The 25596-nt window shown below is 72.8% G+C and carries 26 protein-coding genes; 12 read left to right on the forward strand and 14 right to left on the reverse strand.

Annotated features, from left to right (window positions below; translation table 11 throughout):
• The first annotated feature begins 103 nt into the window (after nt 1-103).
• The 3 genes from AC5677_RS35185 (at nt 104) to AC5677_RS35195 (ending at nt 4114) form a co-directional block, all read left to right on the forward strand.
• Entirely contained in the window at nt 104-1510 is a 1407-nt protein-coding gene (locus tag AC5677_RS35185) for a hypothetical protein (RefSeq protein WP_497191940.1), read from the forward strand.
• 85 nt (nt 1511-1595) lie between these two features.
• A complete protein-coding gene (locus AC5677_RS35190; RefSeq protein ID WP_497191941.1) occupies nt 1596-2858 on the forward strand; it encodes an AAA family ATPase in 1263 nt (420 codons plus the stop codon).
• Entirely contained in the window at nt 2855-4114 is a 1260-nt protein-coding gene (locus tag AC5677_RS35195; protein WP_497191942.1) for a vWA domain-containing protein, read from the forward strand. Before AC5677_RS35190 ends, AC5677_RS35195 begins: the two co-directional genes overlap by 4 nt.
• 55 nt (nt 4115-4169) lie before the next feature.
• Here AC5677_RS35195 and AC5677_RS35200 read toward each other — a convergent pair whose 3' ends face one another.
• On the reverse strand, nt 4170-5060 hold the full coding sequence (locus tag AC5677_RS35200) for an LLM class F420-dependent oxidoreductase (protein ID WP_497191943.1): 891 nt from the start codon (nt 5058-5060) through the stop codon (nt 4170-4172).
• 253 nt (nt 5061-5313) lie between these two features.
• Between AC5677_RS35200 and AC5677_RS35205 the strand changes: the two genes are divergently transcribed.
• Nucleotides 5314-6792: an aldehyde dehydrogenase family protein gene (locus tag AC5677_RS35205; RefSeq protein ID WP_497191944.1), complete on the forward strand. Its 1479-nt coding sequence runs from the start codon at nt 5314-5316 to the stop codon at nt 6790-6792.
• A gap of 98 nt (nt 6793-6890) precedes the next feature.
• Here the strand turns inward: AC5677_RS35205 and AC5677_RS35210 are convergent, their stop codons facing one another.
• The 3 genes from AC5677_RS35210 to phnA all read right to left on the reverse strand — a co-directional run bounded on the left by AC5677_RS35210 (nt 6891) and on the right by phnA (nt 10918).
• Nucleotides 6891-8036: a TIGR03364 family FAD-dependent oxidoreductase gene (locus tag AC5677_RS35210; RefSeq protein ID WP_497191945.1), complete on the reverse strand. Its 1146-nt coding sequence runs from the start codon at nt 8034-8036 to the stop codon at nt 6891-6893.
• 106 nt (nt 8037-8142) lie between these two features.
• A complete protein-coding gene (locus AC5677_RS35215) occupies nt 8143-9516 on the reverse strand; it encodes an MFS transporter (RefSeq protein WP_497191946.1) in 1374 nt (457 codons plus the stop codon).
• Nucleotides 9517-9652: 136 nt separating this feature from the next.
• Nucleotides 9653-10918 carry a phosphonoacetate hydrolase gene (gene phnA, locus AC5677_RS35220; protein WP_497191947.1) on the reverse strand — a complete coding sequence of 422 codons (1266 nt, stop codon included), beginning with the start codon at nt 10916-10918 and terminating at the stop codon, nt 9653-9655.
• Between the two features lie 247 nt (nt 10919-11165).
• Between phnA and AC5677_RS35225 the strand changes: the two genes are divergently transcribed.
• The 3 genes from AC5677_RS35225 (at nt 11166) to AC5677_RS35235 (ending at nt 12950) form a co-directional block, all read left to right on the forward strand.
• The gene (locus AC5677_RS35225; protein ID WP_497191948.1) at nt 11166-12155 is read left to right on the forward strand and encodes a LysR family transcriptional regulator; all 990 of its coding nucleotides are present in this window, start codon (nt 11166-11168) and stop codon (nt 12153-12155) included.
• Nucleotides 12156-12178: 23 nt separating this feature from the next.
• Nucleotides 12179-12454: a hypothetical protein gene (locus AC5677_RS35230; protein ID WP_497191949.1), complete on the forward strand. Its 276-nt coding sequence runs from the start codon at nt 12179-12181 to the stop codon at nt 12452-12454.
• A 124-nt stretch (nt 12455-12578) separates the two neighbouring features.
• A complete protein-coding gene (locus AC5677_RS35235; protein WP_497196873.1) occupies nt 12579-12950 on the forward strand; it encodes a fic family toxin-antitoxin system, toxin component in 372 nt (123 codons plus the stop codon).
• 46 nt (nt 12951-12996) lie between these two features.
• Here AC5677_RS35235 and AC5677_RS35240 read toward each other — a convergent pair whose 3' ends face one another.
• From AC5677_RS35240 to bioB, 5 genes are all read right to left on the reverse strand, one after another.
• Entirely contained in the window at nt 12997-13671 is a 675-nt protein-coding gene (locus tag AC5677_RS35240; RefSeq protein ID WP_497191950.1) for a class I SAM-dependent methyltransferase, read from the reverse strand.
• A gap of 147 nt (nt 13672-13818) precedes the next feature.
• Nucleotides 13819-14424: a DinB family protein gene (locus tag AC5677_RS35245; protein WP_497191951.1), complete on the reverse strand. Its 606-nt coding sequence runs from the start codon at nt 14422-14424 to the stop codon at nt 13819-13821.
• 122 nt (nt 14425-14546) lie between these two features.
• Complete coding sequence (gene bioD / locus AC5677_RS35250; RefSeq protein ID WP_497191952.1) at nt 14547-15248, reverse strand: dethiobiotin synthase; 702 nt, start codon at nt 15246-15248, stop codon at nt 14547-14549.
• A gap of 38 nt (nt 15249-15286) precedes the next feature.
• Nucleotides 15287-16594, reverse strand: coding sequence for an adenosylmethionine--8-amino-7-oxononanoate transaminase (locus AC5677_RS35255; RefSeq protein ID WP_497191953.1), 1308 nt, complete (start codon nt 16592-16594; stop codon nt 15287-15289).
• The gene (bioB, locus tag AC5677_RS35260; RefSeq protein ID WP_497191954.1) at nt 16587-17723 is read right to left on the reverse strand and encodes a biotin synthase BioB; all 1137 of its coding nucleotides are present in this window, start codon (nt 17721-17723) and stop codon (nt 16587-16589) included. Before bioB ends, AC5677_RS35255 begins: the two co-directional genes overlap by 8 nt.
• A gap of 169 nt (nt 17724-17892) precedes the next feature.
• Between bioB and AC5677_RS35265 the strand changes: the two genes are divergently transcribed.
• Together AC5677_RS35265 and AC5677_RS35270 are read left to right on the forward strand one after the other, a co-directional pair.
• The gene (locus tag AC5677_RS35265) at nt 17893-19107 is read left to right on the forward strand and encodes an 8-amino-7-oxononanoate synthase (protein WP_497191955.1); all 1215 of its coding nucleotides are present in this window, start codon (nt 17893-17895) and stop codon (nt 19105-19107) included.
• Between the two features lie 187 nt (nt 19108-19294).
• A complete protein-coding gene (locus AC5677_RS35270) occupies nt 19295-19723 on the forward strand; it encodes an ATP-binding protein (protein WP_497191956.1) in 429 nt (142 codons plus the stop codon).
• Nucleotides 19724-19748: 25 nt separating this feature from the next.
• Here the strand turns inward: AC5677_RS35270 and AC5677_RS35275 are convergent, their stop codons facing one another.
• A complete protein-coding gene (locus AC5677_RS35275) occupies nt 19749-20666 on the reverse strand; it encodes a LysR family transcriptional regulator (protein WP_497191957.1) in 918 nt (305 codons plus the stop codon).
• An 88-nt stretch (nt 20667-20754) separates the two neighbouring features.
• Here AC5677_RS35275 and AC5677_RS35280 point away from each other — a divergent pair, with 88 nt between their 5' ends.
• The gene (locus AC5677_RS35280) at nt 20755-21414 is read left to right on the forward strand and encodes a LysE family translocator (protein ID WP_497191958.1); all 660 of its coding nucleotides are present in this window, start codon (nt 20755-20757) and stop codon (nt 21412-21414) included.
• 76 nt (nt 21415-21490) lie between these two features.
• On the opposite strand, the gene AC5677_RS35285 is transcribed toward AC5677_RS35280, so the two are convergent.
• The 3 genes from AC5677_RS35285 to AC5677_RS35295 all read right to left on the reverse strand — a co-directional run bounded on the left by AC5677_RS35285 (nt 21491) and on the right by AC5677_RS35295 (nt 23399).
• Complete coding sequence (locus AC5677_RS35285; RefSeq protein WP_497191959.1) at nt 21491-21964, reverse strand: C40 family peptidase; 474 nt, start codon at nt 21962-21964, stop codon at nt 21491-21493.
• Between the two features lie 484 nt (nt 21965-22448).
• The gene (locus AC5677_RS35290; RefSeq protein WP_497191960.1) at nt 22449-22757 is read right to left on the reverse strand and encodes a hypothetical protein; all 309 of its coding nucleotides are present in this window, start codon (nt 22755-22757) and stop codon (nt 22449-22451) included.
• A gap of 6 nt (nt 22758-22763) precedes the next feature.
• The gene (locus AC5677_RS35295; protein WP_497191961.1) at nt 22764-23399 is read right to left on the reverse strand and encodes an ATP-dependent Clp protease proteolytic subunit; all 636 of its coding nucleotides are present in this window, start codon (nt 23397-23399) and stop codon (nt 22764-22766) included.
• A gap of 57 nt (nt 23400-23456) precedes the next feature.
• Between AC5677_RS35295 and AC5677_RS35300 the strand changes: the two genes are divergently transcribed.
• Nucleotides 23457-23771, forward strand: coding sequence for a type II toxin-antitoxin system Phd/YefM family antitoxin (locus AC5677_RS35300; RefSeq protein WP_497191962.1), 315 nt, complete (start codon nt 23457-23459; stop codon nt 23769-23771).
• A gap of 39 nt (nt 23772-23810) precedes the next feature.
• On the opposite strand, the gene AC5677_RS35305 is transcribed toward AC5677_RS35300, so the two are convergent.
• Nucleotides 23811-24752, reverse strand: coding sequence for a M28 family metallopeptidase (locus AC5677_RS35305; RefSeq protein ID WP_497191963.1), 942 nt, complete (start codon nt 24750-24752; stop codon nt 23811-23813).
• A 524-nt stretch (nt 24753-25276) separates the two neighbouring features.
• On the opposite strand from AC5677_RS35305, the gene AC5677_RS35310 reads away from it, so the two are divergent.
• Nucleotides 25277-25579: an urease subunit gamma gene (locus tag AC5677_RS35310; protein WP_360957481.1), complete on the forward strand. Its 303-nt coding sequence runs from the start codon at nt 25277-25279 to the stop codon at nt 25577-25579.
• The last annotated feature ends 17 nt before the right edge of the window (nt 25580-25596 follow it).

Raw genomic sequence — 25596 nt, forward strand, 5'->3', positions numbered from 1 at the left:
CGGAAATTCCCTGACGGGTCGAGGCGGGGAGCGTTACGATCTCCGTGATGATGACTCACACTGCCAGCAGATTGGGGGTCCCGTCCGCGCAAGGTGAGTGCTGATGCTCACTCAGACCGCGAACGAGGATTCCCGCCTTTCCCTCTGGCGGCGCGTGCGTGCCTACGCCGTGCCGCCGTCCATGATCGAGATTGCGACCGCCCGCCGTTGTGCCGGGGACTGGGCGGGGGCGTGCGCCGCCGCAGGCATCGATGTCGATCTTGACATGCGTTCCCTGGCGCGTACCCACGGCCAGGAGCTCGCGGCCCGGGTCCGGGCCGATCTGCGCCATCTGGCACCCGACCTGTTGCGCTGGCATCTGCCCAGGGTCGCTCCCGACGGGCTGCTGCGCCCCGGCGTGACCATCGCGCTGGCCAGGTACGACGTCGCGGGACGTGACGGCGCCGGCCCGGTGCACCTCGTGGTCCGGACGCCGCCGGCCTGGGCGGATGCCGGGCAGCGGATCAGCCTTGCGCTGTGGGACGGATCCCGCTCCGCGGACTGCGCCCGCCGGTATCCGCATCCTCATCCCCACCCCCACCCGCGGTTCCGTCTCGACCTGCACCGTCACCTGTGGGACGCGCGCCGGAGTGCGGAGCTGCGGATGCGGTCCGGGGCCGATCGACCGGCTGTCGGCGGGCGTACCGCGAGGGACACGGATCTGCTGCGGTGGCTGCCGCCGGGGCGTCACTGTGCCGTTGACCGCTGGGCGGCCGAGGCGGAGCTACTGCTCCGCGCCGAAGGGCGGTCCACCGGTCCCGTCACGGTGTGGCTCGGGGCCCGACGTCGGCTGGTGCTGGACCTGGTGGCGGACGGGGACGGTCCCGGGCCGCCCGGCGTACGGATCGCGGCGTGCCGGGACGGCGGCGCCCGGACGTTGCCGGTCCTGCCCGACGCGGCCACCTGGCTGCCACCCGATCTGGAACTGCTCCGCGCCGGGGCGATCGAGGCCGGTCGGCTGCACCCGCTGGTCGCCGCGGCACTGGTACCGGATCGGGCGCCGGCCGGTGCATCCCCGGCCCCGGACCGGGCAGGACAACCGCGGCTCGTGGAGTGCCGGGGCGCTCTGCACCGGATCGGCCTGGTCGACGGTGTACTGGCCCCGCTGGACCACGACCCGGCCGAGATCCGGCGGGAGGAACTGCTCGTCGCCCTGACCGGCACCCCGCTTCCCTGCCTGCGCGCCATCGACGAGGCACACCGTCATCCGGACTGCCTCGAAGGCGTACGCGAACGCCTGGAGCACGGCGATATCGCCGGTGCGCTGGCCGCCGTCGAGGGCCTGCTGGGCCCCGACGCGCTGCTGCGCGACGGCCCGCTGCGGGACGCACTGGAGACGGCCGCGCGGCGCCGGATCACCTACGGGCTGTACAGGTCGGGCCTGACCGGGCCCGGACCCGACCGCATCCGCCCAGGTGTCCGCCGTCCCCGTGACCACCGCTCACACCCACGCCACACGACGTCCCACTGACCCCGGGGGCGCCGTCCCCCTGCGTTCGTTCCTTCGGTCCACCCCGCACACATTCGGTCCACCACGCACCCAAAGGTGATCCTCCATGCGTTCCCACGCCCCGTGCACCGCCACCGGCACCCCCTCCGACGCGGCTCACACCACCCAGCTCGACGTCGCCGGCGAGCTGCTGGCCCTGCTGCGTACCACCACCACCGAACCGCGCCCCGACACCCAACTCGCAGCCCTGACCCTGGCCGTGTCCGCCGACCTGCCCGTACTGCTGTGGGGTGAGCCGGGAATCGGCAAGACCGCGGCCCTGACACAGCTTGCCGAGGCCCTGGACCTGCCGCTGACCACCGTCATCGCCAGCGTCCACGAGCCGTCCGACTTCTCGGGCCTGCCCATCATCGGCGACGACCCGGCCGAGCACGGTGTCCCGATGGCGCCGCCGGACTGGGCCGTCCGCCTGGTACGGGCCGGCCGGGGACTGCTGTTCCTGGACGAGCTGTCCACCGCACCACCGGCCGTGCAGGCCGCCCTGCTCCGCCTGGTGCTCGAACGGCGGATCGGCACCCTGCAACTGCCGCCCGGCGTACGGATCGTGGCCGCCGCCAATCCGCGCTCCTCGGCCGCCGACGGCTGGGAGCTGAGTCCGCCGCTGGCCAACCGTTTCGTTCATCTTCAGTGGGCCCACGACCACGAGGTCGTCGTACGCGGCCTCGGCGGGACCTGGCCCCGGGCGACCCTGCCGCGGCTCGACCCGGAGAAACTGCCGGAGGCCGTGGACTTCGCCCGCCGTGCGGTGTGCGGCCTTCTCGCCGCCCGCCCCAAGCTCGTCCACCAACTGCCCGGCACCGAAACGCGCCGGGGCGGCGCCTGGCCGTCGCCCCGGAGCTGGGAGACGGCGCTGTGCCTGATCGCCTTCGCGACCGCGGCCGGCTCCTCCCGTGAAGTGCTCTCCCTGCTGGTCCGGGGCGCCGTGGGAGACGGGCCGGGGCTGGAGCTGCTGGCCTGCCTGGACCGGATGGACCTCCCGGACCCCGAGGAGCTGCTGGCCGACCCGGCGGGCGCCGTCCTGCCCGAGCGCGGCGACCTGCGCCAGGCCGTGCTGGACGGCGTGGTGGACGCGGTCCGCCGGCGCCCGGCGAAGTCCCGCTGGGATGCGGCCTGGGCGCTCCTGGTCCGGGCGGTGGAGTCCGGAGCACCGGACCTGGTGGTCGTCCCGGCGACCACCCTCGCCTCGCTGCGCCAGGAGGACTGGGACGTGCCGCCCGCGATCGAACAGCTCGCCGGTGTGGTGTCGCTGTCCCGGCGGGCGGACCGGGCGGCGGCCCGGTCCGCGGTCGCCGCGAAGGCGGGCCGATGACCGCGGACGCACCGGGGGCACTGGACCTCGACAAACTCTTCGCGGCCCGACTGCACGCCGCCCGGGTCCGGCCCTACTTGGCGACGGCCCTGTTCGCGCTGCACACCGTGGAGTCGCGGCGGGTCCCGACGATGGCCGTCGACCGGCACTGGCGGTGCTATGTCTCACCGGCGTTCGTGGACCGGACGCCGGTGGAGGAACTGGCGGGGGTGTGGGTGCACGAGGTCTCGCACCTGCTGCGGGACCACCACGGGCGCAGCGACCGGGTCGCACGCCAGCGCGGGCTGACCGGCCCCGGGGAGCGGCTGCGGATGAACATCGCGGCGGACTGCGAGATCAACGACGATGTCTTCGGGGACGGGCTGGTCGGGCCCGAAGGCGCCGTCGATCCGGAGTCCTTGGGGCTGCCCGAGGGGGAACTCATGGAGGACTACCTGTACCAGTTCCGGCTCGGGCCGCGCACACAGGAACTCTCCTGGCTGGACTGCGGCAGCGGCGCCGACGGGCTGGAGCGGGAGTGGGACCTGGGTCCGGACGGCGCCCACGGGCTGAGCGCCCAGGAACAGGACGCGGTCCGTTTCCGTGTGGCGCAGGGCATCGCCGGGCGTCCCGGGAACGCGCCCAAGGGCTGGCAGCGCTGGGCGGAGGAGGCGTTCCATCCGCCGCAGCCGTGGCGGGAGTTGCTGGGCGCGGCGGTCCGCTCGGCGGCCTCCGGAGCCGGCGCGGGCGAGGACTACACCTACGGCCGGCCGTCCCGGCGCTCGGCCGGGGTGCCCGGCGCCGTGCTGCCGAGCCTGCGGCGCAGACCGCCCCATGTCTCCGTGGTCATCGACACGTCCGGGTCGGTCAGCGACACCGAACTGGGCAGCGCGCTCATCGAGGTTGCCGCGATCTGCCGTGCCGTGGGCGGTCGCCGCGACCTGGTCACCGTGCTGTCGTGCGATGCCGCGGCCCGGATCGTGCACCCGCTGTGCCGCGCCGAGGGCATCCCGCTGATCGGCGGTGGGGGGACGGATCTGCGCCGGGGCTTCGCCAGGGCGCTGCGAGCGCGGCCCCGGCCGGATGTCATCGTGGCCCTGACCGACGGACAGACGCCCTGGCCGGGCACGCGGCCGCCCTGCCGGACCGTGGTGGGTCTCTTCCCCCGGCAGCGGGCGGCCCGGTCATGGGACGAGGACAACCCCGATTACGTGCCGGACTCGCCTCCCGACTGGGCGCGCGTGGTGGTCATCGGGTCGGCTTCCGCGGCCCGGTGAGAACTCCGCCACACGGAGAGAGGCCGCGGCCGGCCGCAGCCTCTCTCCGTCTGTTTCAGCTGCCCTTCAACTCCTCCAGCACCGGAGCGAACGCGTCCATGAACGGTTCCAGCACGGTGATGTACGAGAAGCCGAAGCGCTCCCGCCGCTCCCGCAGCTGCTCCGCCATCTGCGCGGGCGTGCCGATCAGCAAGGTCGGCGTGTCGAGTGCCTGGTCCTCGTCCAGCCCGATGCCGCGCGCGGCGATCTCCCGGGCGGCGGCCCGGCGGTCGTCGGTGGGCAGCACCTGCTGGACGAGGATGTTCAGTTCGGCGGGCTCCGGGCGCTCGGCGGCGTACTCCTGGTAGCGGGCCACCGAGGCCGCCAGCTCCTCGGCCGGCAGCAGCTCCAGCACGCCTTCGGGTTTGCCGGGCGACTGCCGGCCGCCGGTGAATGCCGCGATCTCGGCGTGCCGGGCCGTCAGCCGCATCATCCGGGGGCCGTTGCCGCCGATCAGCAGCGGCGGGCGGGGCCGCTGCGCGGGCCGCGGTGCCTGCTCGGGGTCGCCGAGCAGCCGGTCCAACTCCTCGATGGTGCGGGTGAGATGGTCCACCCGCTGACCGGGTGTGCCCCAGGGCAGCCCGGCCGTCTCGTGCTCGGCGCGGACATATCCCGTGCCCAGCCCCAGCTCCAGCCGACCACCCGTGAGCGCGTCCGTGGTGGCCACTTCACGGGCCAGCAGCGCCGGGTTCCAGAAACCGGCGTTGAGGACGAACGTCCCCACCCGCGGCCGCTCGGTCGCGTCCGCCGCGGCGATCAGCGCGGGAAACGGCGCCGGCATGCCCAGGTGGTCCGGGACCAGCAGGACGTCGTAGCCCAGCTCCTCGGCGCGACGGCACCTCTGGCGCCAGGATTCTCCGTCGTCGAGCGTGATCATGTTGACGCCGAAGCGGAACGGGCGCGGCATGGGACCCCCTGAGAGCGTGTGCGGTGCGTACGGTCGTGCTCGATCACGGCCAGAAAATCATCATCGTCGCGATGCCGTGGCCGACTTGGCGATTCCCGGTGGCGCCCGGGGGCGGGGCGCCCGCGGCCATGGCCGACGCCTCCCGCCGCCGATAGGCCCCGGCTATCGCCCGCATTCGCAATCAGCGGATGGTCTCGGGCCGTGCGGTGGGTGAGCCTGGCCGGGACCGAGACGTCCGACGGAGGGGCAGACCATGGCCTACGTACCGCAGCGGCACCCGGTGGCGGCGCACCAGCTGCTGAACTTCATCGACGGCCGGTGGACGCCGGCCGAGTCGGGACAGACCCGGACCAATGTCAATCCGGCCGATCTCCACGACCACCTCGGGGAGTTCGCCGAATCCGGTGGCGTGGACGCCGACCGGGCCGTGGACGCGGCGGCCGCCGCGCTCCCCGCCTGGCGGGCGCTCGGGCCGATCCGGCGGGCCGCGTACCTGACCGAGATCGGACGCCAACTTGCCGAGCGCGCCGAGGAGTTCGCGGCGGCGATCACCCGTGAACAGGGCAAGCTGCTGAGCGAGGCGCGCGGCGAGGTCGCCCGCGCCCGCGCGGTGCTCGACTTCACCGCCGGCCAGGCCCGGCTGCTGGGTGGCGTCACCGCACCCGCCGAGGAGGACCGCACCTTCGCCTACACCTTCCGCCGCCCCATCGGCGTCGTCGCACTGGTCTCGCCCTGGAACTTCCCGCTCGCCATCCCCGTATGGAAGGTCGCCCCCGCGCTGCTGTCCGGCTGCACCGCGGTCCTGAAGCCCTCCCCGCTCACGCCCCTCACCGCGGCCCTGCTCGTCGATGCGGGGCGCCGCGCGGGCCTGCCCGACGGCGTGCTGAACCTCGTCCAGGGCGATGCGGCGGCCGGCGAGGCGCTGGTCGCGCACCCGGACGTGGCCGGCATCAGCTTCACCGGCTCGCTCGCCGTCGGCACCGCCATCCACACCGGCGGCGCCCACCGCCTGCTGCGCACCCAGCTCGAACTCGGCGGCAAGAACGCGGTGATCGTGCTGGACGACGCCGATCTCGACCGGGCCGTGGACGCGGTGGTGCACGGCGCGTTCGGGCAGGCGGGCCAGCGTTGCAGCGCCACCAGCCGCGCCGTCGTCGACCACCGGGTACGGGATGCGTTCCTGGACCGGCTGGTCGACCGGGTCGCCGCGCTGCGGGTCGGCCCCGGTGACGACCCGGACTCCCAGATCTGCCCGGTCGTCGACACCGCCCGGATGGCGGCCGCGCTGGACGCCGTCGCCGGGGCGCGGCGGGACGGCGGCAAGGTGCTGTGCGGCGGCGAGCGCGCCGTCGGTCCCGGCCTGCCGGAGGGCTGCTATGTCCGGCCGACCGTCATCCGCGACGTCCCCTGGGACAGCGAACTCGCCCAGGAAGAGATCTTCGGCCCGGTCCTCGCCGTGGTCGACGCGGACGGCTTCGACGACGCCATGTGGATCGCCAACTCCGTCCGGTACGGGATGTCCGGCACCGTCTTCACCGCCTCCCAGTCCCGCGCCTTCGAGGCCGTCGACCGCTTCGAGGCGGGCATGCTGCACGTCAACCGGCCGGGCGTGGGCGCCTACGCGCACCTCCCGCATGTCGGCGCCAAGGCCTCCCAGTACGGCCCGCCGGAATGCTCCCCGCAGGTCTGGGACTTCTACACCACCTGGCACTCGGCCTGCATCAGCTACTGAACCCGGCGGCCCGGCGAGTGCCTCACGGGCCGCCCCGGGGCGCACGACATGACGAGGGCCGGTCACCCTTCCGCGGGTGACCGGCCCTCGCCGGGCGCTCAGCGGGTGGCCAATACCTCCTCCGCCAGCCCGAACGACAGCGTCATCCCGGCGCCGCCCACACCGTTGACGACCGTCACCCCCGGCTCCGGGTCGACGACGAGTTCCGTACGGCCGTCCCGCAGCGACGGATAGCAGCCCGTCCAGCGTTCGGTGATCCGGGTGTCGGGCAGCCGCGCGAAGCCCCCGAGATAGCCGAGGATCGCCGCATTGATCCGCTCGTCGGCGAACGGGTCATGGGTGGCGGCATAGGCATGGCTGTCGCCGATCGTCAGCCGGCCGTCCGCGGTCGCCGACAGCAGCACATGGATCCCGTGCTCCCGGTGGAACGGCAGCTCCGCGCGCATCCGGGCATCCAGCGCCGCCCGCGCCGTACAGTCCTCGAACGCCGCGTAGTGCAGCAGCGTCAGCCCGCCGCACAGCATCGGCCCCAGCTGCCAGCCGCCCGGCTGCACCCCCGTGCGCAGCATCTGCAGCTTGCAGCGCACCAGCCCGCTCTCCGCGAAGACCTGCGGATACAGCGTCGCGAAGTCGTTGCCGCTGCACACCAGCACCCGGTCCGCGCGCCATTCACCGGCGGTGGTGGACACCACCGGGGCCGACACGTCGCGCACCGTCGTACCGAAGCGGACGTCCACGCCGTACTCCTCGATGAGATACCGCGCGATCGCGGGAATCGCCCGGCGGGGATCGACATTGAGCTCCGTGGGGCTCCACATCGCGCCGAGCAGGCCCTCCTCACGCACCGCGGGACCGCGCCGTACCGCCTCCGCCGCGGTGATCATCGTCGTGCCGTGTTCGCGGGCCGGCTCCGTCGTCGCGACGAACTCCTCCAGCACCGCCAGCTCGTCGGGCCGGTGTGCCAGATGCAGCGAGCCGGTCGGCGCCGCCCACAACCCCGTCTTGGCGCTGATCTCCTGCCAGATCTCGCGGCTGCGCAGCGCCCGGAGATACGCCGCGCCGCGCTGTTGTCCGACCGCCCAGATCATGCCGAAGTTACGGATCGAGGCGCCGACGGCGTAGGTGTCGCGCTCGAAGAGCACCACCCGGTCGCCGCGCCGGGCCGCGGCCAGGGCGTGCGCGAGGCCGACGATTCCGCCGCCGACGACCGCCGTGTCGGCGCGATGGACCTGGTTGATCGCCATGGATGAAGCCCTCTCTCGAGACAGGAACGCGGAAGGGGAGCACCGAAGGGAGCACGGAAGGGGAGCACGGAGGGGAGCGCTGAACGGGAGTGCCAGGAGGCGTGGATCAGGCGGTGACCGGCACGCGGTTCCACTGGGGGAGCATCAGCAGCCCGGCCACCAGGGCGGCGGCCGCAAAGCCGTAGAAGAGGGTGGTGCCGGACAGGAAGCCGGGCAGCAGGCCGCCGAGCACCGCGCCGACCGAGCCACAGCCGTTGACCAGGCCGGCGGCCGTCCCCGCGCCGCCCGAACTGCCGAAGTCGACCGCGGCGACACACGAGATCATCGCGTCCGCCGCATACACGGTCAGGCCGATCACCGCCAGCACCGCGATCATCACGCCCGTGCTGCCGGTCGCCGTCAGCGGCATGAACAGCGCCAGTGCGACCGTCAGCAGCCCCAGCGCCAGTACGCACGGCGGCGTCCGCCGGGAGCCGAAGACGGTGTCGGAGAGCCAGCCCACCAGCACCGGGGCGAGCACCCCGGCCACCCCGAAGGCGATCGGGATGAGGGTGGCGCCCACCTTGCCGACCTCCGGCAGCCGACGGCTGACGATGACCGGGCCCCACAGCAGAATCGCGTAACGGGCCGGCTTGAGCAGGAAGTAGGCGGCGCCGAGGGTGACCACCATGCGGTCCTTGAGCGCCTCGCGGTACAGGGCGAGGGGCGCCCGCCGCGGCTGCGCCGGGCGCTCTTCGCCCTCCTCCCCGGCAGTGGAGGAGGGTGGGGCAGCGGAGGAGGGAGAGGCCGCGGGAGAGGAAGACGCCGTCGGGCCGCCCTCGTACGGTGGCGTGTTCCGCTGGAAGACGAGGAACGCCGCCAGCACCACCGCCAGCGTCCCCGCCCCGGCCAGGAACGCCACCCGCCAGCTGTCGAAGACCGAGTACGCCCACCAGCCCAGGAACGGCGGCGCGACCAGCCCGCCGAACGCGTAATTGCTGCTCCAGATGCCGAGCACCCGGCCGCGTTCGCGCACCCCGAAGAAGTTGCCCATGTTCTTGCACAGCGGTGCCCAGCCGGCCGACTGGGAGAGCCCCTGGACGACCATGGCGCCGCCGAACACCAGCAGCGCGCTGCTGACGCCCATCACACAGGACGCCACGATCGCGCCGATCATGCCGCCGGCCACGACCACCCGCGGCCCGAAGCGGTCGGCCCACATGCCCCACAGGAACTGGCCCACGGCGTACGCCGCGAGATACACCGCGTCGATCACCCCCAGGACCCGCTCGGTGAGGACGGTGTGGACGGTGGGATCGTCCAGGATCCCCAGCTTGGCGACGGAGAACGCCTGCCGCACGAAGTAGAACCCGGCGTAGGCGATCCAGGTGATCGCGAAGATCTGACGGCGCCAGCGGGCCGCGCCCGTGGGGGTGCTGCGGGCGCCGACCGGCGTCGAGGGCGGGTCGGGCGGGACGTGCTGCGGTGCGAGGCCGGCCATGGCGGTGTCCTCTCCTCGGCGTCAAGTGACGGGGGAATCGGGGGAGTTGAGGGGGGTGGCGGCATGGCGGGGCCCCGGCGCGCGCCTCGGCGCACGCCGGGGCCGGGGAGGGGCGGGGGCGGTGCGGGGCGCGGGGTCAGCCGGTCAGCGGCCGGTCCGCGGCCAGCGCCGTCCCCACCCAGTAACTGTCGAAGTTCCGCAGCCGGTGCCCCTCGGGCAGCGGCCCGGTCGGCGCGTTGACCAGGAACGGGACCCGCTGCTCGGTCAGCCCGCCGTGCGAGCGCAGCGGCTCGGTGAAGCCCGAGATGTCGTGCCGGGCGGGCGTGGTGCCCAGCACGGTGTTCCGCTCGGCGATGACGACCAGCTCGCCGATCCGGTCCCCGGGCAGCTCGAAGCGCGCACAGGCCTCGGCGCGCGTCAGCACCGCCGCCACGCCCGCCACCGCGCCGAGGCGGGCGGCCTGCGCATCGATGCCCGCCGCGTCGACCGCGGCCGGCAGATGCACCGTCGCATACGAGCCGAGCGCCCCGTGATGGACCGTGTACGGGTCGGTGATCGGCAGCACCACCCGCGCCGTACCCTCGCCCAGCTCGCGGTCCAGCAGGTCCTGGACGTACACCACCTGGGCCTCGCCCGCCCCGTCGCTCTTGGCGTTCATGCCGTGGTCGGCGGTGACCACCAGAACGGCGCCCAGCGCATCGATCCGCGCGAAGTAGCGGTCCAGCATGGCGTAGAAGTCATTGGCGACCGGCGAGCCCGGAGCGTGCTTGTGCTGGATGTAGTCCGTCAGCGACAGATACATCAGCTCCGGACGCTCCCGCTCCAGCACGTCCACGCCCGCCGCCAGGACGAGTTCGCTCAACTCGGCGCTGTAGACGGACGGCAGGTCCATCCCGACCCGCTCCAGGACCTTGTCGATGCCGTGCTCGGCCTCCGTCACCCGGTCCGCCTTCTCCGCCGAGAAGCAGATCCCGTTCCGCAGACCGTGCCCCAGCAGCCGCCGCAGCTTGTCCTTGGCGGTGATCACCGCGACCCGGGCGCCGCGCTGCGAGAACTCGGCGAACAGCGTCGGGGCGCGCAGCAGCGCCGGGTCGTTCATCATCACCTCGCTGTCCGTGTCCGGGTCGTAGAAGTAATTGCCGCAGATCCCGTGCACGGACGGCGGCGCACCGGTCGCGATCGAGAGGTTGTTGGGATTGGTGAAGGACGGCATCGTGCAGTCCGCGCGCAGATCGCTGCCACGTCGCAGCATCTCTTCCAGGAACGGCATCCGCCCGTCCGCGACGGCCCGTTCGTGATAGGCGTCCTCACTGCCGTCGATGCACACCACGACGACCGGGCGGGCCGGCCAGGCGTAGTCACGTCCGTTCACCCGCAGCTGCTCGGCACCGGCATGCTTCATGTACGGATCCACCCCTGAGATCGAAGTCGGCCGGGCGGTCGGATCCGCCCCGCCCCTCATGGGTAGCACCGGCCGCGAGCGCCGCAGAACCACCGAAATCGCTATACCGGCCATAGCCCTTCGCCCTCCCGGGCGCCGCCCGCCGTTCCGGTCCGACCCCTGTCCAGGAACGACGTACCGGGCTAGGCTCGCCGCGCTGTCGATCATGGACCGCCCGGCTGCCGGGCGCCGGCACCGAGGGAGGGCCATGGAACTCAACCTCCACCGACTGTGGATCTTCATGCAGGTCGTCGAGCACCAGGGCTTCTCCGCCGCGGCCCATAAGCTCTATATGAGCCAGCCCTCCGTCTCCAACCAGGTCCGCAGGCTGGAGCAGTCGCTCCGGGTCACGCTGATCGACCGCTCCGGCACCCGCGCCCGCCCCACCGCCGAGGGCGAGGTCCTCGCCGCCTACGGCAAGCGGGTCTTTCTGCTCGCGGAGGAGGCGGTCGCCGCCGTCCAGCAGGTCGGCGGGCTGGTCACCGGACGGCTCCTCATCGGCGGCTCGACCACCGTCGGGACGTATCTGCTCCCCGCCCTCCTCGCCCGCTACCAGCGCCGGCACCCCGGCATCGACTGCGATGTCTTCGTCGGCAACTACGAGGCGGTCCAGGAACGGCTGCTCGGCGGCGACATCGGTGTGGCCGTCGTGGCCGGGACCCCGCACGGCGACCGCTTCGTCGTCGAGTCCGTCCTGGACGAGCGCCTCGTCCTGATCGCGGCCCCCGGCCACCCCCTCGCCCGTCGCCCCGGCATCGGCCCCGACGACCTCACCGGCGCCCGCTTCCTGCTCCGCGAACCCGGCTCCCAGACGCGCGCACTGCAGGAACGGGTACTGGCCGACTGGGGCCTGGCCGAAGCGCCGCGCGCCGACATCTGGGGGCCGGAGGCGGTGAAGCAGTGCGTGGCCGCGGGCATGGGCCTGGCCCTGATCTCCGAACACGCCGTCGTCGACGAGATACGCGCCGGAACCCTGGCCGTCCTGCCCGCCGCCCCGGCCCCGCAGCCGCGCCCCATCAGCCTCATACGCCGCAGGGACCGGCTGTTGTCCCCGGCGGAGCGGGCATTCCTGGAGGTACTGCGCGGGCTGCGCGGCTGGCCGGGCACGGCCGACGAACGGCGAACAGGGGACCGCGAGGGCCCGGACGCACCCGGGCGGGGCGCCGACGGCCCGGAGGCGGATGCTTGCCGGTGCTAGCGCCTCCGCGCTAGCGTGAAACCGTGGCGAAGACACAGTTGAACGTCCGAGTGGACGAAGCCACCGCCGACGCGGCGCGGGAGCGCGCCCTGCAGCGGGGAGTGAGCGTGAACCGCTATATCGAGGAGCTCGTCCTCCGGGACGCCGGGGAGGTCGGCCAGACCTTCGTCGAGGCCGCCGCCGACTTCATGAAGCAGTACGAACGGGTCTTCACCGAGGAATTCGACCCCGAACCCGGCCCGGCCGCCGGGCGCGCGACGCCACCGGACCGGGAAGGCCGACAGGGACAGGGCATGTAGGCAAGCCCCCACGGCCCCCGCCGGCCGCCGCCGGCCGTGCGGCGAGGCCCCGCCGGCCCGCCGCGCGTCTGCGAAGATCACGGCACTGGCCGACGAGTCCCACAAGACCCCACCGGGAGCCGACATCACCCTGCGCATCGACCTCGCCTGGCTGCTCCTGATCGCCGAACGGCACACCCCCGGAGACCCCGAAGTCACCGACTGGGGTGCCCTGGTGGCCGCCGTCAGCCGCCACGAGGCGGAGATATTCGGCGTCCCCGTCTACACGGACCCCCAGGACCGCGCCGCGGCGCTGCTCCAACTCCTGCTCCAGGTACCGGCGCTGGAGCGCTCGAACGCGATGTTCGCGACCGCCGTCGCCTACGGCTATCTCGTCGCCAGCGGCCTGAAGGTCGCCATCTCACCCGAGCAGGTCCGCGAACTCGCCCGCCTCGTCAAGGAAGGCACGGCGGACGTCCGCGCCATCGCCGACGTACTGCGCACCTGGACGGCGTGAACGCCCCGGCCCGGCCGGGGGCCCCGCTCGGCCGACGGGCCGCGGCTCAGTCGATCGGCCGCCGCGCCGTCCCGAGCACCATGGGGGACGTCGGCAGCGTCGGCCCCCGCTCCGGCACCGTCAACCGCCGTACCCGCACCACCTCGAAGCCGGCCGCCCGGATCTCCCCGAGCGGGTCCCGCCAGGTGTGACAGCCGCCCATCAGCAGGGGCCACACCGTACGGTCCAACGCCCACTGCACCGCCGCCGGTCCCCGCCCCGGCGCCCGGCCGTGCTCGAGGAACCGCAGCTCGGCGCCGGGCCGCAGCACCCGCCGCAGCTCCGCCAGCGCCCGCCGCACATCCCGAACGGAACACAGCACCAACGACGCCACCGCGACATCGAACGCCTCGCTCTTGACCGGCAGCGCCTCCGCCACCCCCGGTACCGGATCCACCGGTACCCCGGCCTGCGCCGCGGCCGTCCGGGCCGCCGCCCGCAACGTGGCCTCGGGCTCGATCGCCACCACCTCCGAGACGGCCCGCGGATAGTGCGCGAAGTTCAGTCCGCTGCCCGCCCCGACCTCGATGACCCGCCCGGTGGCCCCCACGAGCATCTCGTCCCGCAGCGCCGCCAGCCCCAGCCGCCGGTCGGCGGCCGGTCCGCAGCAGTGCGCGTAGAACCGCGCGAAGACCGGGTGGTGGACGGTGGTCCGAGGGACGCTTCTGCGCTGGAACATCATGGCCCCTTCCGCCGCTGAACCGGCCGACGCGTGCGCACCGCCCGCCGCTGTTCCGTCTCCCATGGTCCGGCCTCGGCCCGGCCCTGTGAACGGCGCCGACCGGATCCGTTGCGACGCGGGGACGCCGGGATACAACCGGGTCCGACATCACGCCCCCGGGTCGGCTGCCCGGTCGGCTTCCCGAGCTGCCCGCTCCAGCCGGCTCCGATGGTTCTCCCACCACGCCGGATCGCCCGGCGCCATGCTGTCCTTGCCCTTGTTCATACCGACGGCACCGTCCATCAGCTCCCGGAGGATGTCGGCGTGCCCGGCGTGCCGTTGGGTATCGGCAATCACCCGCACGACGGCATGATGCAACGTCACCTCATTTTTGTTGCCCGGCCACCACGGCACCGTGCCGACCGTGTCCAGCGCCAGCGCCTCGATCGTCGCGTCCGCGTGCCGCCACGCCCGGCGGTAGAGCTCCACGACGTACCGGCGTGACTCCTCAGCGGTCGCCCACATGTCCGCATTGGCCTCCGCGCCGTCCTCGAGCCAGGGCAGCGGCTCGCCGGACGGCCGTCCGAAGGTGTCGCCGAGGTACCCCAGCTCCACCCCGGCCACGTGCTTCACCAGGCCCAGCAGGTTGGTGCCGGTCGGCGTCAGCGGGCGGCGGATGTCGTACTCGGAGAGCCCTTCGAGCTTCCACAGCAGCGCGTCACGGGCGGACTGCAGGTACGAGTGAAGGTCGGCCTTGGGATCTGCGGAGGTCATGCGGCCAGTGTGCCGCTCGCGCGCACTGTGTTCCTCGCCTTTGTCCGCGGACAAGGTGCTGTTGTGGAGCGGGGGCTGTCGGGGTGGGCCGCTCCGGTCGCCCCGCCCCGCCGCGGGCGACGTCAGGACGGGATGTGCAGCGCCCCCGCACCCCAGAGTTCGGGCGCCAGCCACTGCCGCGCCCCGGCCCGGAAGGCGTCGGGGGACAGGGCGCCGGAGCCCTCCGGGATCAGGCCCAGCAGCGGGGCCTGGGCCGCCTCGGGGAGGTCGGCGAGGTTGCAGCGGGAGGCGAGGTCGGGCTCGGCGGGCCAGCTGCCGATGACGACGCCGGGGCAGTGGAGGCCGTACGCGCGCAGGGCCAGGGCGGTCAGGGCGGTGGCGTTGAGGGTGCCGAGGCCGGCCTGGGCGACCACCAGGACGGGCGCCTTCGCGAGGCGGGCCGCGTCGGCGAGGGTGTTGCCGTCGTCGTCGAAGCGCACGAGGAGACCGCCGGCGCCCTCGACCAGCACCAGGTCGTGCGAGGCGTCCAGCTTGGCGACGGCTTCGGCGATCTCGTGCGGGCGGACCGCGGGCCGGCCGGCCCGCCGCGCGGCCGTGACGGGCGCCAACGGGTCCGGGTAGCGGGCGAGTTCGGCCGTGGTGACCGCACCCGCCAGCCGCACGACCTCCGCCGCATCGCCCGGCTCGTCGACGGCGACGCCCGTCTGGGCGGGCTTGAGCACGGCCACCGGACGGCCCTGCGCGAGCGCCGCCGCGGCGATCGCGGCCGTGGTCACGGTCTTGCCGATCTCCGTGCCCGTGCCCGTGATGAACAGCACCGACATTTCTCTGCCTCTCTCCTCGGCCTCGCGGCCCGTCGCCGTCAGCCCTCGCGCGCCGCGGCGCACACCGCGGCGCAGATACGCGCCACATCGTCGTCACCGGTGATGTACGGCGGCATGGTGTAGATCAGATCCCGGAACGGCCGCAGCCAGACGCCCTCGCGGACCGCCGCCCGGGTCGCGGCCGCCATGTCCACCGCATGGTCGAGCTGGACGACGCCGATCGCGCCCAGGACACGGACGTCCCGCACCCCGGCGATCTCCTCGGCCGCCGCCAGGCCGTTCCGCAGCCCCGCCTCGATCCGCTTGACCTCCTGCGCCCAGTCCTGCCCGAGGAGCAGGTCGATGGAGGCATCGGCCACGGCGGCGGCGAGGGGATTGCCCATGAACGTGGGGCCATGGGCCAGGACGGGGAGTGCGCCCTGCGAGATGCCATCGGCGACCGCGGACGTGCACAGCGTCGCCGCAAGCGTCAGATAGCCGCCGGTCAGGGCCTTGCCGACGCACATGACGTCCGGTGAGACACCGGCGTGTTCGGCGGCGAAGAGCGCGCCCGTACGGCCGAAGCCGGTGGCGATCTCGTCGAGGACGAGGAGGACGTCGTGGGCGTCGCAGGCCTCGCGCAGGACCCGGAGATAGGCGGGGGAGTGGAAGGACATACCGCCCGCGCCCTGCACGACCGGTTCCACGATCACCGCCGCGAGTTCCTCGGCGTGGCGGGCGATCAGCTCGCGCAGCTGGTCCGCGTAGGCCGCATCGGGCGCGGCGTCGAAGCCGGCCGGCGGCGCCTCCGCGAAGATCTGGCGCGGCAGCACCCCCTGCCACAGCTCATGCATCCCGCCCTCGGGGTCGCAGACGGCCATCGGCTGCCAGGTGTCGCCGTGATAGCCGCCCCGCCAGGTCAGCAGCCGCTGTTTGCGCGGCTTTCCGACCGAGCGCCAGTACTGGAGGCACATTTTGACGGCGACCTCGACCGACACCGATCCGGAGTCGGCGAGGAAGACGTGCCGGAGCGGCTCCGGCGTGATGTCGACGAGACGTTTCGCCAGACGTACGGCGGGCTCGTGCGTGAGCCCGCCGAACATCACATGACTCATCCGCTCCAACTGGCCGCGGGCGGCGTCGTTGAGCACCGGGTGGTTGTAGCCGTGCACCGCCGACCACCAGGACGACATGCCGTCCACCAGCTCGTCCTGCCCCTCGGCGGGCCGGGCGAGCCGCAGCCGCACGCCCGCCGCCGACTCCACCAGCAGCGGCTCGGCGCGGCCGGGCATCGGCCCGTACGGATGCCAGACGTGCTGCCGGTCGAGCGCGAGGAGTTCCCCGGGCGTCAGGGCCGGCTCAGGCATTGGGCGGAAGGTCGGTGCCGGCGCCGCGGCGGCGCACCGAGACCAGGTCCCGGCGGGTGTCGTCGGCGGGGGGCGCGGGGACCGTGGCGGCGGGGGCCGGGGCGGCCGCCTGCGCATCGGCGTCCGTACGGTGCTCCGGCAGCGTCGTGGTGTCCGTGCCCTCGACCTCGAACCCGGCGTCCGCGATCATCGCCAGGTCGTCCTTGCCGGCCTGGCCCTCGCTGGTCAGGTAGTCGCCGAGGAAGATGGAGTTGACCAGGTGCAGGGCGAGCGGCTGCATGCTGCGCAGATGCACCTCGCGGCCGCCGGCGAGCCGTACCTCCACGTCCGGGCAGACGAACCGGACCATCGCCAGGATGCGCAGTGCGCGCTGGGGGGTGAGGTTCCATTCCTTGGCGAGCGGGGTGCCCTCGAAGGGGATCAGGAAGTTCACCGGGACGGAGTCCGGGTCCAGCTCGCGCAGCGCGAAGACCACATCGACCAGGTCGGCGTCGCTTTCGCCCATGCCCGCGATCAGTCCCGAACAGGCGGACATGCCCGCCGCCTGGGCCTGCTGGACGGTGGAGACCCGGTCGGAGAAGTCGTGAGTGGTGCAGATGTCGCCGTAAGTGGCTTCTGAGGTATTGAGGTTGTGGTTGTACGCATCGGCGCCCGCCGTGCGCAGCCGCTCGGCCTGGCCGTCGGAGAGCAGGCCGAGACAGGCGCACACCTCGACGCCTTCGTTCTGCTCCTTGATCGCGGAGATGGTCTCCGAGACGCGGTCCACGTCCTTGTCGGTGGGCCCGCGGCCACTGGCCACCAGGCAGACCCGCTTCGCGCCGCCGGCCACCCCGGCGGCGGCCGCCTTGGAGGCGTCATCGGGCTTGAGCCAGGTGTACTTGAGGATCTCGGCCTTCGACCCCAGCCGCTGGGAGCAGTATGAGCAGTCCTCAGGGCACAGACCCGACTTGAGGTTGACGAGATAGTTGAGCTTGACCCGCCGCCCGAACCACTGGCGGCGCACCTTTCCGGCCGCGGCCACCACATCGAGCAGTTCGTCATCGGACGTCGCCAGCACGGCGAGCGCCTCTTCGCGGGTCGGCAACTCGCGCCGCAGTCCCTTGTCCACCAGCGTGTTCAACAGGTCCATGGCGTTGATCCTGGCGTACGGCACCGCCCCCGGCCAAGGAGGATTCCCACAACGCGGCGTGTTCGGGGTGTGTGTATCGCCACACCCTAGCCGTGCGGAACGACCGCTAACGTCTATCGACAGCCCACAATCGAGGCCGATGGACGAGGCCGCCAGACGAAGGACGCCGATGCTTCAGGACTCCGCCCCGTCGCCGCTCCGCGACGCCTCGCCCGCGGCCCCCGCCGAGACTTCCCGGCGGACGCGGAGCGCGGCCTTCGACTGGATCGACGAGGCGCAGGCCGAACGCCGGCGGGCCGGGCTGGTCCGTACGCTGCGCCCGCGCCCCGCCGACTCCCCGCTGCTGGACCTCGCCGGCAACGACTACCTGGGACTCGCCCGGCACCCCGAGGTGACCGGCGGCGCGGCCCGCGCCGCCCGGCAGTGGGGCGCCGGCGCGACCGGCTCCCGGCTGGTCACCGGCAGCACCGAACTGCACGCCCGGCTGGAGGGCGAACTCGCCGCGTTCTGCGGCTTCGAGGCGGCCCTGGTCTTGTCCTCCGGCTACGCCGCCAACCTCGCGGCGATCACCGCGCTCACCGCCCCGGGCACCCTCGTCGTCTCCGACGCGGGCAACCACGCCTCCCTGATCGACGGCTGCCGCCTCTCGCGGGCCCGTACGGCGGTGGTCCCGCACGCCGACCCGCAGGCCGTTAGCGCCGCGCTGAGCGGCCACGACGGCCGGGCGCTCGCCGTCACCGACTCGGTGTTCTCCGTCGACGGCGACGCCGCGCCGCTGACCGGCCTCGCCGCGGCCTGCCGGGCTCACGGCGCGGCCCTCGTCGTCGATGACGCGCACGGCCTGGGCATCCTGGGGGAGGGCGGCCGCGGCGCGATGGCGGCCGCCGGACTGGCCGGCGACGCCGATGTGGTGACGACCGTGACGCTCTCCAAATCGCTCGGCGCCCAGGGCGGCGCGGTGCTCGGCCCGGCGCGGGTCATCGAGCATCTGGTCAACACCGCCCGGTCGTTCATCTTCGACACCGGGCTGGCCCCGGCGGCGGCCGGCGGCGCGCTCGCGGCGCTGCGGCTGCTGCGCCGCGAGCCGGAGCGCGCCACCCGGGCCCGCGAGGTGGCCCGCGAGCTGCACGCCCGGCTCACCGCCGCCGGTCTGGTGGCGGTACGGCCGGATGCCGCCGTGGTCTCCGTACAGGCGCCCTCTCCGGAGCAGGCGGTCCGCTGGGCGGCCGACTGCCGCGAGGCCGGACTCGCGGTCGGCTGCTTCCGGCCGCCGTCCGTGCCGGACGGGATCTCCCGGCTGCGGCTCACCGCCCGCGCGGACCTGACGAGCGCGCAGGTCGACACCGCGGTGGGCGTGATCACCGCGACCGCACCGCCGTCCTGAGCCCCGCCCATAGCCCAAATACGGTCTTGTGGCGCGGAGTTCACCGCATTGGGCGACATATATCCGCACATCTCGGTGGATCGACCGCAACACCGCCGACGAGGGTGGCACCCTGACGCGCACAGCACCGGCCCGGGGCCGCAGCGGGCATCCGCTACGCCGCCGGCGGGAAAGGGACGGCGTCACGATGGCAGACCACCAGGAATCCGCACTCACCCTGCCGAGCGCCCCGGCCTCGGTCTCGCTCGCCCGCAGGCATGCGCTCGATGTGCTCGCCGCCTGGGGCCTGCCCGCCGACACGGAGTACGCCGACGCCGTCCGCCTGATCGTCTCCGAACTCGCCACCAACGCCGTTCAGCACACCTTCGGCCGCTCCCCGACCTTCACCGTCGCCCTCCGCCTGGACCGCGCGGAGCTGCTGCGGATCGGTGTCACCGACAGCCACCCGCGCCGGCCGCGCCGACTGCCCGCCGCCGTCCAGCAGGACAACGGACGCGGTATGGGCATCATCCGCTCGCTCGCGGCGGAGTCCGGCGGCCGGCTGAGCGTCGTGCCCTCGGCCTGCGGCGGGAAGACCGTCAGCATCGCGATGCCGTGGACGGCCGGTGTCCGCTGAACGCGCCATGCGGGCCCGTCACCCGTCAGGGCGCCGCGGACTTGCGGGTGAACGCGCCGTGCAGCAGGGCCCGCAGGGTGTCCGCGGCCGGGGTGCCGCCGCCCGCGCGGTAGGCGACGGAGATCGTGCGGTGCAGCTCGGGCGGGTCCAGCGGGCGGATACCCAGCGGGGTGACCGAACCGGTCGCCATCATCCGCGGTACCACCGCCACTCCGAGGCCGGCGCTCACCAGGGCACACACCACCCCGTAGCCCGGTGACTCGCAGCGCACGGCCACGCTCGCCCCCGCGGCCGCCAGCGCCGCCTCCACCGCGCGCCGGTTGGGATTGGCCGGTGCCATGCTGACCAGCGGCTGCCCGGCCAGCTCGGACAGCGCCAGCCGCCCGCTGCCCGCCGACAGCGCATGCCCGGGGGCCGTGACCAGCACCAGCTCCTCGGTGAGCAGCGGCGCCAGCCGCACCCCGTCCGGCACCGGCACCGCCTCGCCCGGCACATACTCATGCGTCAGCGCCAGATCCACCTCGCCGAGCGCCACCGCCGTCATCTCCTGCGGCGGTACGAACTCCGTCACGCTCAGCTCCACATCCGGGTGGGCCCGCCGGAACGCGCTGAGCGCGGGCGGCAGCAGATGCGTACCGGCCGTCTCGAACGTGCCCACCCGCAGCCGCCCGCCGGACAGCCCCGCCAGCCGGGACAGCTCGTGCCGCGCCAGATCCAGTTCGTCCAGCACCCGCCGCGCCCGGACGAGCAGCAGCTCACCGGCCGCCGTCAGCCGGGCGCCGCGGTGGTGGCGTACCAGCAGCGCCGCCCCCGCCTCCCGTTCCAGCTTGCTGAGCTGCTGGGAGAGGGCCGGCGCGGTGTAGCCGAGCCGCTCGGCCGCCCGGGTGATCGAGCCGGCCTCCGCCACCGCCACCAGGGCGGCCAGCCGCGTGGGGTCGTACACGGAACCCCGCCTCCCTTAAGAACCTCTTTACACCGACCCAGGAAATTGCCCATACCTATTAAAGGCTCCGGCGGGCGATGCTGCTGTCATGGACGGACAGCTGATGGCTTTCACCGGCATCGCCGCGGGCATGGTCGCCATGCCGGGCGCGGACTTCGCGGTCGTGGTGCGCAATGCACTCGCCGCACGCAGGGCTGGGGTGGCGACCGCCATCGGGGTCGCGGGCGGACTGCTGGTGCACACCGCGCTGGCGGTGGCCGGGCTGGCGGCGTTGCTGGTCGCCGTGCCCGCGCTGTTCGAGACCGTCCAACTCCTGGGCGGGGCCTACCTGTTGTACCTCGGTGCCGGTGCGCTGATCGCCGTCGCCCGCCGGCCGGCCGCCGCCCGGACGGGGGCCGGCGAGCAGGGCGCGGACGCGGATACGCACCCGACGGCCCGCCCCGGCACCGCGCGCTACCTGCGCCAGGGCTTCCTCACCAATGCGCTCAACCCCAAGGCGCCCGTTCTCTTCCTCAGCCTGCTCCCGCAGTTCGTCCCGGCGGGGCAGCCCCCGCTGCCCCGCACGCTGCTGCTGGCGGCCATCGTCGTCGGCATGGCGGCGGTGTGGTTTCCCGCCGTGGCGCTGCTCGTCGACCGGCTCGGCACCTGGCTGCGCCGTCCGCGGGTGTCCCGGGCGCTGGAAGTGACCACCGGGGCGCTGCTGACCGCCCTGGGCGGCGTCCTGCTCGCCGAGCTGGTTCTCACCTGAGGCCTTGGGGCCGACGGCGGCGGGCGGGCAGCTCCCGCGCGCCGCCGCCGTCGGTGGTCCGCCCGATCACCGCAGGTCAGCCCACCCGCCCGTACCAGACGGCGGAACTCCAGATACGTTCCAGCCGCACCACCGCGCCCTTCTTCGGCGCATGCCAGATCCGGCCGCTGCCCGCGTAGATGCCGACGTGGTACACACCGCGGCCCGCGTGGAAGAAGACCAGATCGCCGCTCCGGCGCGCCGAGCGGGAGACATGGCTGGTGTCGTTGTACTGCGCGGCCGCGGTACGGGGCAGCACCTTGCCCGCGTGCTTGAACGAGTACCGGGTCAGCCCCGAACAGTCGAAGCGGTGCGGGCCTTGGGCGCCCCACTGGTAGGGGGAGCCCCGCTTGGAGGCCGCGATCCGCAGCGCCGCCGAGGAGACGGCGGCCGCCTCGGCGTCCGGGGTCGTTCCTGGCGCCACAGTGGTGCCCGCGACCGTGACCATCGTGAGGGCGGAGACGGTGCCGGCGCGTGCCAGCAGATGCGGCAGATGTCCACGCATACTCATGCGCAACCCTTCGTCAGCCGCCTGCGAAGGGGGACCTGTCGGGTTCGGGCAGGCGAAGAGTGCCCGGCCGTGCGTACGGCTTCACCCCAAGGAGCCCTCGGCCACGAGTGCCGGGGCCCCGTCATGCTCGGGTCCTCCGCTCCTGCCGATCCAACCGCCTCGACCTGACATCCGGTACGGCGGCAGGATTAGGCGTCCGCCCGGACCGCCCCGTCGTGGTGGCGGGGCCTTGTCGTGGAGGGATCTTCACGCCGCCGACGCCGGAAACCCGGTAAGAAATGCGCTGCGTGACATTGGTCACATTTACACCGAATGGTGACTTATGTCTGTTTCGGTGGGGCGGAGTCGGCGGGGAATGAAGCCGGGACCAGGGACGACGCGTCAACTGCCGCGCGACGGCCGGGCGCACTCTGCAAATCGTCGCCTCCCGGTAACACCCGTGCTTGTTACGCCGTCCGGGCTCCTCGGCCGGGTGCGTGTCGGGTCATGGCTCGGCTTGCGGCGGTATCGCGACGAGCCGGGCCCGGCGTTCGCCGTCCAGGACCCGCAGCGCCCGCGCCAGCGTCTCGGAATGCAGCTCGCTCTCGCCGCGCCGGTGCATCAGCGCCAGCGCATCGCGCAGTTCGGTCGCCTTGCCGACCAGCGCCTGGGCCGCGCGCAGGCCGCGGTAAGTGCCGCTTTCGCGCGCCGGATTGATCCGGCCCAGCAGGTCCAGGACCTCCAAGTACCGGTCGATCACTTCGCCCTCGGCCCGCGTCAGCGCGGGCAGCGGCGGCAGCTCCGGTGGCAGCACGCGAGTTCACCGCGCGCCGAGCTGGGCGGACGGATGCTTGCGGCCGCGGGTGAGGCCGTCGATCAGGCCGTATTCCTGGGCGCCGCGGGCGTCGAAGATCTTGTCGCGCTCGATGTCCGCGGCGATCAGCTCGCGCGGCTGCCCGGTGTGCAGGGTCAGCAGCTCCTCCAGTTTGTCGCGGGTGCGCAGCAGTTCCGTCGCCTGGATCTGCAGATCGGAGGCCTGGCCCTCGATCGGCTCGGGCAGCGACGGCTGGTGGATGAGGACGCGGGCACTCGGCAGGGCCAGCCGCTTGCCCGGCGTGCCGGCGGCCAGCAGCACCGCGGCCGCGGAGGCGGCCTGGCCCAGGCACACCGTCTCGATGTCGCAGGAGACGAAGCGCATCGTGTCGTAGATCGCCGTCATGGCGGTGAACGAGCCGCCGGGGGAGTTGATGTAGAGCGAGATGTCCCGGTCCGGGGCGGCGTGTTCGAGGTGGATGAGCTGCGCCATCACGTCGTTGGCGGAGGTGTCGTCGACCGTGGTGCCCAGGAACACGATGCGCTCGCTCAGCAGCTTGGAGTACGGGTCCAGGGTGCGCACGCCGTTGGTGGTGCGCTCGGTGAACTCCGGCAGGACGTAGCGGGCCGTCGGTCGCAGCATGACTGCTCCTCTCTCCGTAAAAAATGTACAGGACGTACATCCCGTTAGAATGGCAGCATGGCCTACGAAATTCCGGTGACGCAAGCGCGGGCCGAGCTCGCGGATCTGATCAACCGCGTCGTCTACGGCAGTGAGCGGGTGGTCGTCACCCGCCATGGAAAGCCGCTGGTGGCGCTGGTGTCCGCCGCTGACCTGCAGCTACTCGAAGAGCTGGGGCGGCGTGAGGAGGGTGCGGAGGAGGAGCAGGTGATCAGCACGGTCTCCTCCGTGCGGCACCTGCCGTCCGCTCCGGGCGAACGGCGGCGCTTCGGTATCGCGGCAGAACACCGCGACCCGGCCGCCGGGGATCGGCGACCGGGTCGGGAGAGGTGACGGTTCAGCCCGAGCTGACCGTGCGGGGAAGGGGGAAGCTCAGGAGCTGAGCTCCCAGATGGCGTGGGCGATGGCGTCGCTGTTGTTGTCCAGCGCCTTCTCGTCGAGGTTCTTCGAGGTGTCGCAGGACTGGTGGTAGCAGGCGTCGAACGCCTTGCCCGCCTCGCCGCCCCAGTTCTTCGCCTGCTGCTCGGTCTTGATGTAGTCGGCTCCGGAGAAGAGCCCGCCGACCGGGATGCCCGCGTCCTTGAAGGAGGCGTGGTCGGAGCGGCCGTCGCCCTCGGTCTCCTTCTCGGTGGCGATGTTCTTGGTCGCGAAGAAGTCCTTGAAGACCTTCTCCAGGCGGGTGTCGTCGTCGTAGACGAAGTAGCCCGGGTTCGGCGAGCCGATCATGTCGAAGTTCAGATACGCGTCGATCTTCGACTTGTCGGCGCCGAGCTTGTCGACGTAGGCCTGCGAACCGACCATGCCGTCCTCTTCGTCGCCGAACCAGGCGAACCGCAGGTGCTTGGTGGGCTTGAGGCCCGACTTGGCGACGGCGAGGGCGACCTCGAGGATGCCGGCCGAGCCGGAGCCGTTGTCGTTGATGCCGGGGCCCGCGTCGACCGAGTCGAGGTGGGCGCCGGCCATCACGGTCTTGCCCTCGTCGCCGCCCGGCCAGTCGGCGATGAGGTTGTAGCCCTTGGCGCCGTTGTTGTCGAACTCCTGGACCTGGGTGGTGAATCCGGCCTGGTCAAGCTTGCCCTTGACGAAGTCGATGGACGCCTTGTAGCCCGGCTGTCCGTGCGCCCGGTTGCCGCCGTTGGCGTCGGCGATCGACTGCAGCTGGTCCAGGTCGGCCTTGACGGCCTTGACGTCGATGTCCGGCGCGGCGGCCGGTGCGGGGTCGGCGTAGGCGCCGGCCGCGGTGAAGAGCGTGGCGGCGAGCGCGGTGGCGGCGCCCGTGGCCAGCGCGGCCCGGCGTATTCGTGAACGGGTCACAGTATGGCTCCTGGTGTGGGGGGTTGGTGCGGAGCGTTTTGACGCGCACATGAGGATCGCGATCACTCGCCGAACCGTCAAGAGCGGATACCGGACAGTCGTGTTCGTAGAGCGGGATGCGTCGGATTTAAGGGAGTTGATGCCCATTTGGGGCGGCGTGCCCCGCCGTCTCCGTGGGGCGGGGCGGGCGCTCTCGGCGTGCGGAATGCGCCACTTCCGGCCGTCGCCCGGCCGCAGGGGCCGGGGTGCAGGGCGGTGCAGGGAATGCGGTCACAGCGCCGTGACGGGCGGCATTTCCGGTGTGTTACGTCGCGTCCGGGAAATGGGCGCGCATGCGAACCCGCCGGTAACGCCACCGAAATCCCGCCGAACTAGCCTCCCGCCTTGAGGCCCTTGATGGTCAAGTGCTGGAAGTCGGTTTGCTCCGCCTTTAATTACTGCGTGGTACATCTAAGGACACAGGTGTGTCCACGCCTGTGACCTGGGCAAATGCGTCCAGGCGGGAAGACTGTGAGGTGGAAGGTATGCAACTGACCCCGCATGAACAAGAACGCTTGATGATTCATGTGGCGGCAGACGTGGCCGAAAAGCGACGGTCGAGGGGGCTGAAGCTCAACCACCCGGAATCCATCGCGCTGCTCACCGTGCACATCCTCGAGGGCGCCCGGGACGGCCGTACGGTCGCCGAGCTGATGTCCTCCGGGCGCAAGGTGCTCACCCGCGACGAGGTCATGGAGGGCGTGCCCGAGATGATCCACGACGTGCAGGTCGAGGCGACCTTCCCCGACGGCACCAAGCTCGTCACCGTTCACGAACCCATCAACTGACCACGGGAGAGCAGACG

This window comes from Streptomyces sp. JLSY215 (genome assembly GCF_059682825.1).

What these genes read in the sequence shown, in the direction of transcription:
- AC5677_RS35185 (WP_497191940.1), top strand. Translation starts at nt 104, where the DNA reads ATGCTCACTCAGACCGCGAACGAGGATTCCCGCCTTTCCCTCTGGCGG.
- AC5677_RS35190 (WP_497191941.1), top strand. Translation starts at nt 1,596, where the DNA reads ATGCGTTCCCACGCCCCGTGCACCGCCACCGGCACCCCCTCCGACGCG.
- AC5677_RS35195 (WP_497191942.1), top strand. Translation starts at nt 2,855, where the DNA reads ATGACCGCGGACGCACCGGGGGCACTGGACCTCGACAAACTCTTCGCG.
- AC5677_RS35200 (WP_497191943.1), bottom strand. Translation starts at nt 5,060, where the DNA reads ATGCCGCGCCCGTTCCGCTTCGGCGTCAACATGATCACGCTCGACGAC.
- AC5677_RS35205 (WP_497191944.1), top strand. Translation starts at nt 5,314, where the DNA reads ATGGCCTACGTACCGCAGCGGCACCCGGTGGCGGCGCACCAGCTGCTG.
- AC5677_RS35210 (WP_497191945.1), bottom strand. Translation starts at nt 8,036, where the DNA reads ATGGCGATCAACCAGGTCCATCGCGCCGACACGGCGGTCGTCGGCGGC.
- AC5677_RS35215 (WP_497191946.1), bottom strand. Translation starts at nt 9,516, where the DNA reads ATGGCCGGCCTCGCACCGCAGCACGTCCCGCCCGACCCGCCCTCGACG.
- phnA (WP_497191947.1), bottom strand. Translation starts at nt 10,918, where the DNA reads ATGAAGCATGCCGGTGCCGAGCAGCTGCGGGTGAACGGACGTGACTAC.
- AC5677_RS35225 (WP_497191948.1), top strand. Translation starts at nt 11,166, where the DNA reads ATGGAACTCAACCTCCACCGACTGTGGATCTTCATGCAGGTCGTCGAG.
- AC5677_RS35240 (WP_497191950.1), bottom strand. Translation starts at nt 13,671, where the DNA reads ATGATGTTCCAGCGCAGAAGCGTCCCTCGGACCACCGTCCACCACCCG.
- AC5677_RS35245 (WP_497191951.1), bottom strand. Translation starts at nt 14,424, where the DNA reads ATGACCTCCGCAGATCCCAAGGCCGACCTTCACTCGTACCTGCAGTCC.
- bioD (WP_497191952.1), bottom strand. Translation starts at nt 15,248, where the DNA reads ATGTCGGTGCTGTTCATCACGGGCACGGGCACGGAGATCGGCAAGACC.
- AC5677_RS35255 (WP_497191953.1), bottom strand. Translation starts at nt 16,594, where the DNA reads ATGCCTGAGCCGGCCCTGACGCCCGGGGAACTCCTCGCGCTCGACCGG.
- bioB (WP_497191954.1), bottom strand. Translation starts at nt 17,723, where the DNA reads ATGGACCTGTTGAACACGCTGGTGGACAAGGGACTGCGGCGCGAGTTG.
- AC5677_RS35265 (WP_497191955.1), top strand. Translation starts at nt 17,893, where the DNA reads ATGCTTCAGGACTCCGCCCCGTCGCCGCTCCGCGACGCCTCGCCCGCG.
- AC5677_RS35270 (WP_497191956.1), top strand. Translation starts at nt 19,295, where the DNA reads ATGGCAGACCACCAGGAATCCGCACTCACCCTGCCGAGCGCCCCGGCC.
- AC5677_RS35280 (WP_497191958.1), top strand. Translation starts at nt 20,755, where the DNA reads ATGGACGGACAGCTGATGGCTTTCACCGGCATCGCCGCGGGCATGGTC.
- AC5677_RS35285 (WP_497191959.1), bottom strand. Translation starts at nt 21,964, where the DNA reads ATGAGTATGCGTGGACATCTGCCGCATCTGCTGGCACGCGCCGGCACC.
- AC5677_RS35295 (WP_497191961.1), bottom strand. Translation starts at nt 23,399, where the DNA reads ATGCTGCGACCGACGGCCCGCTACGTCCTGCCGGAGTTCACCGAGCGC.
- AC5677_RS35300 (WP_497191962.1), top strand. Translation starts at nt 23,457, where the DNA reads ATGGCCTACGAAATTCCGGTGACGCAAGCGCGGGCCGAGCTCGCGGAT.
- AC5677_RS35310 (WP_360957481.1), top strand. Translation starts at nt 25,277, where the DNA reads ATGCAACTGACCCCGCATGAACAAGAACGCTTGATGATTCATGTGGCG.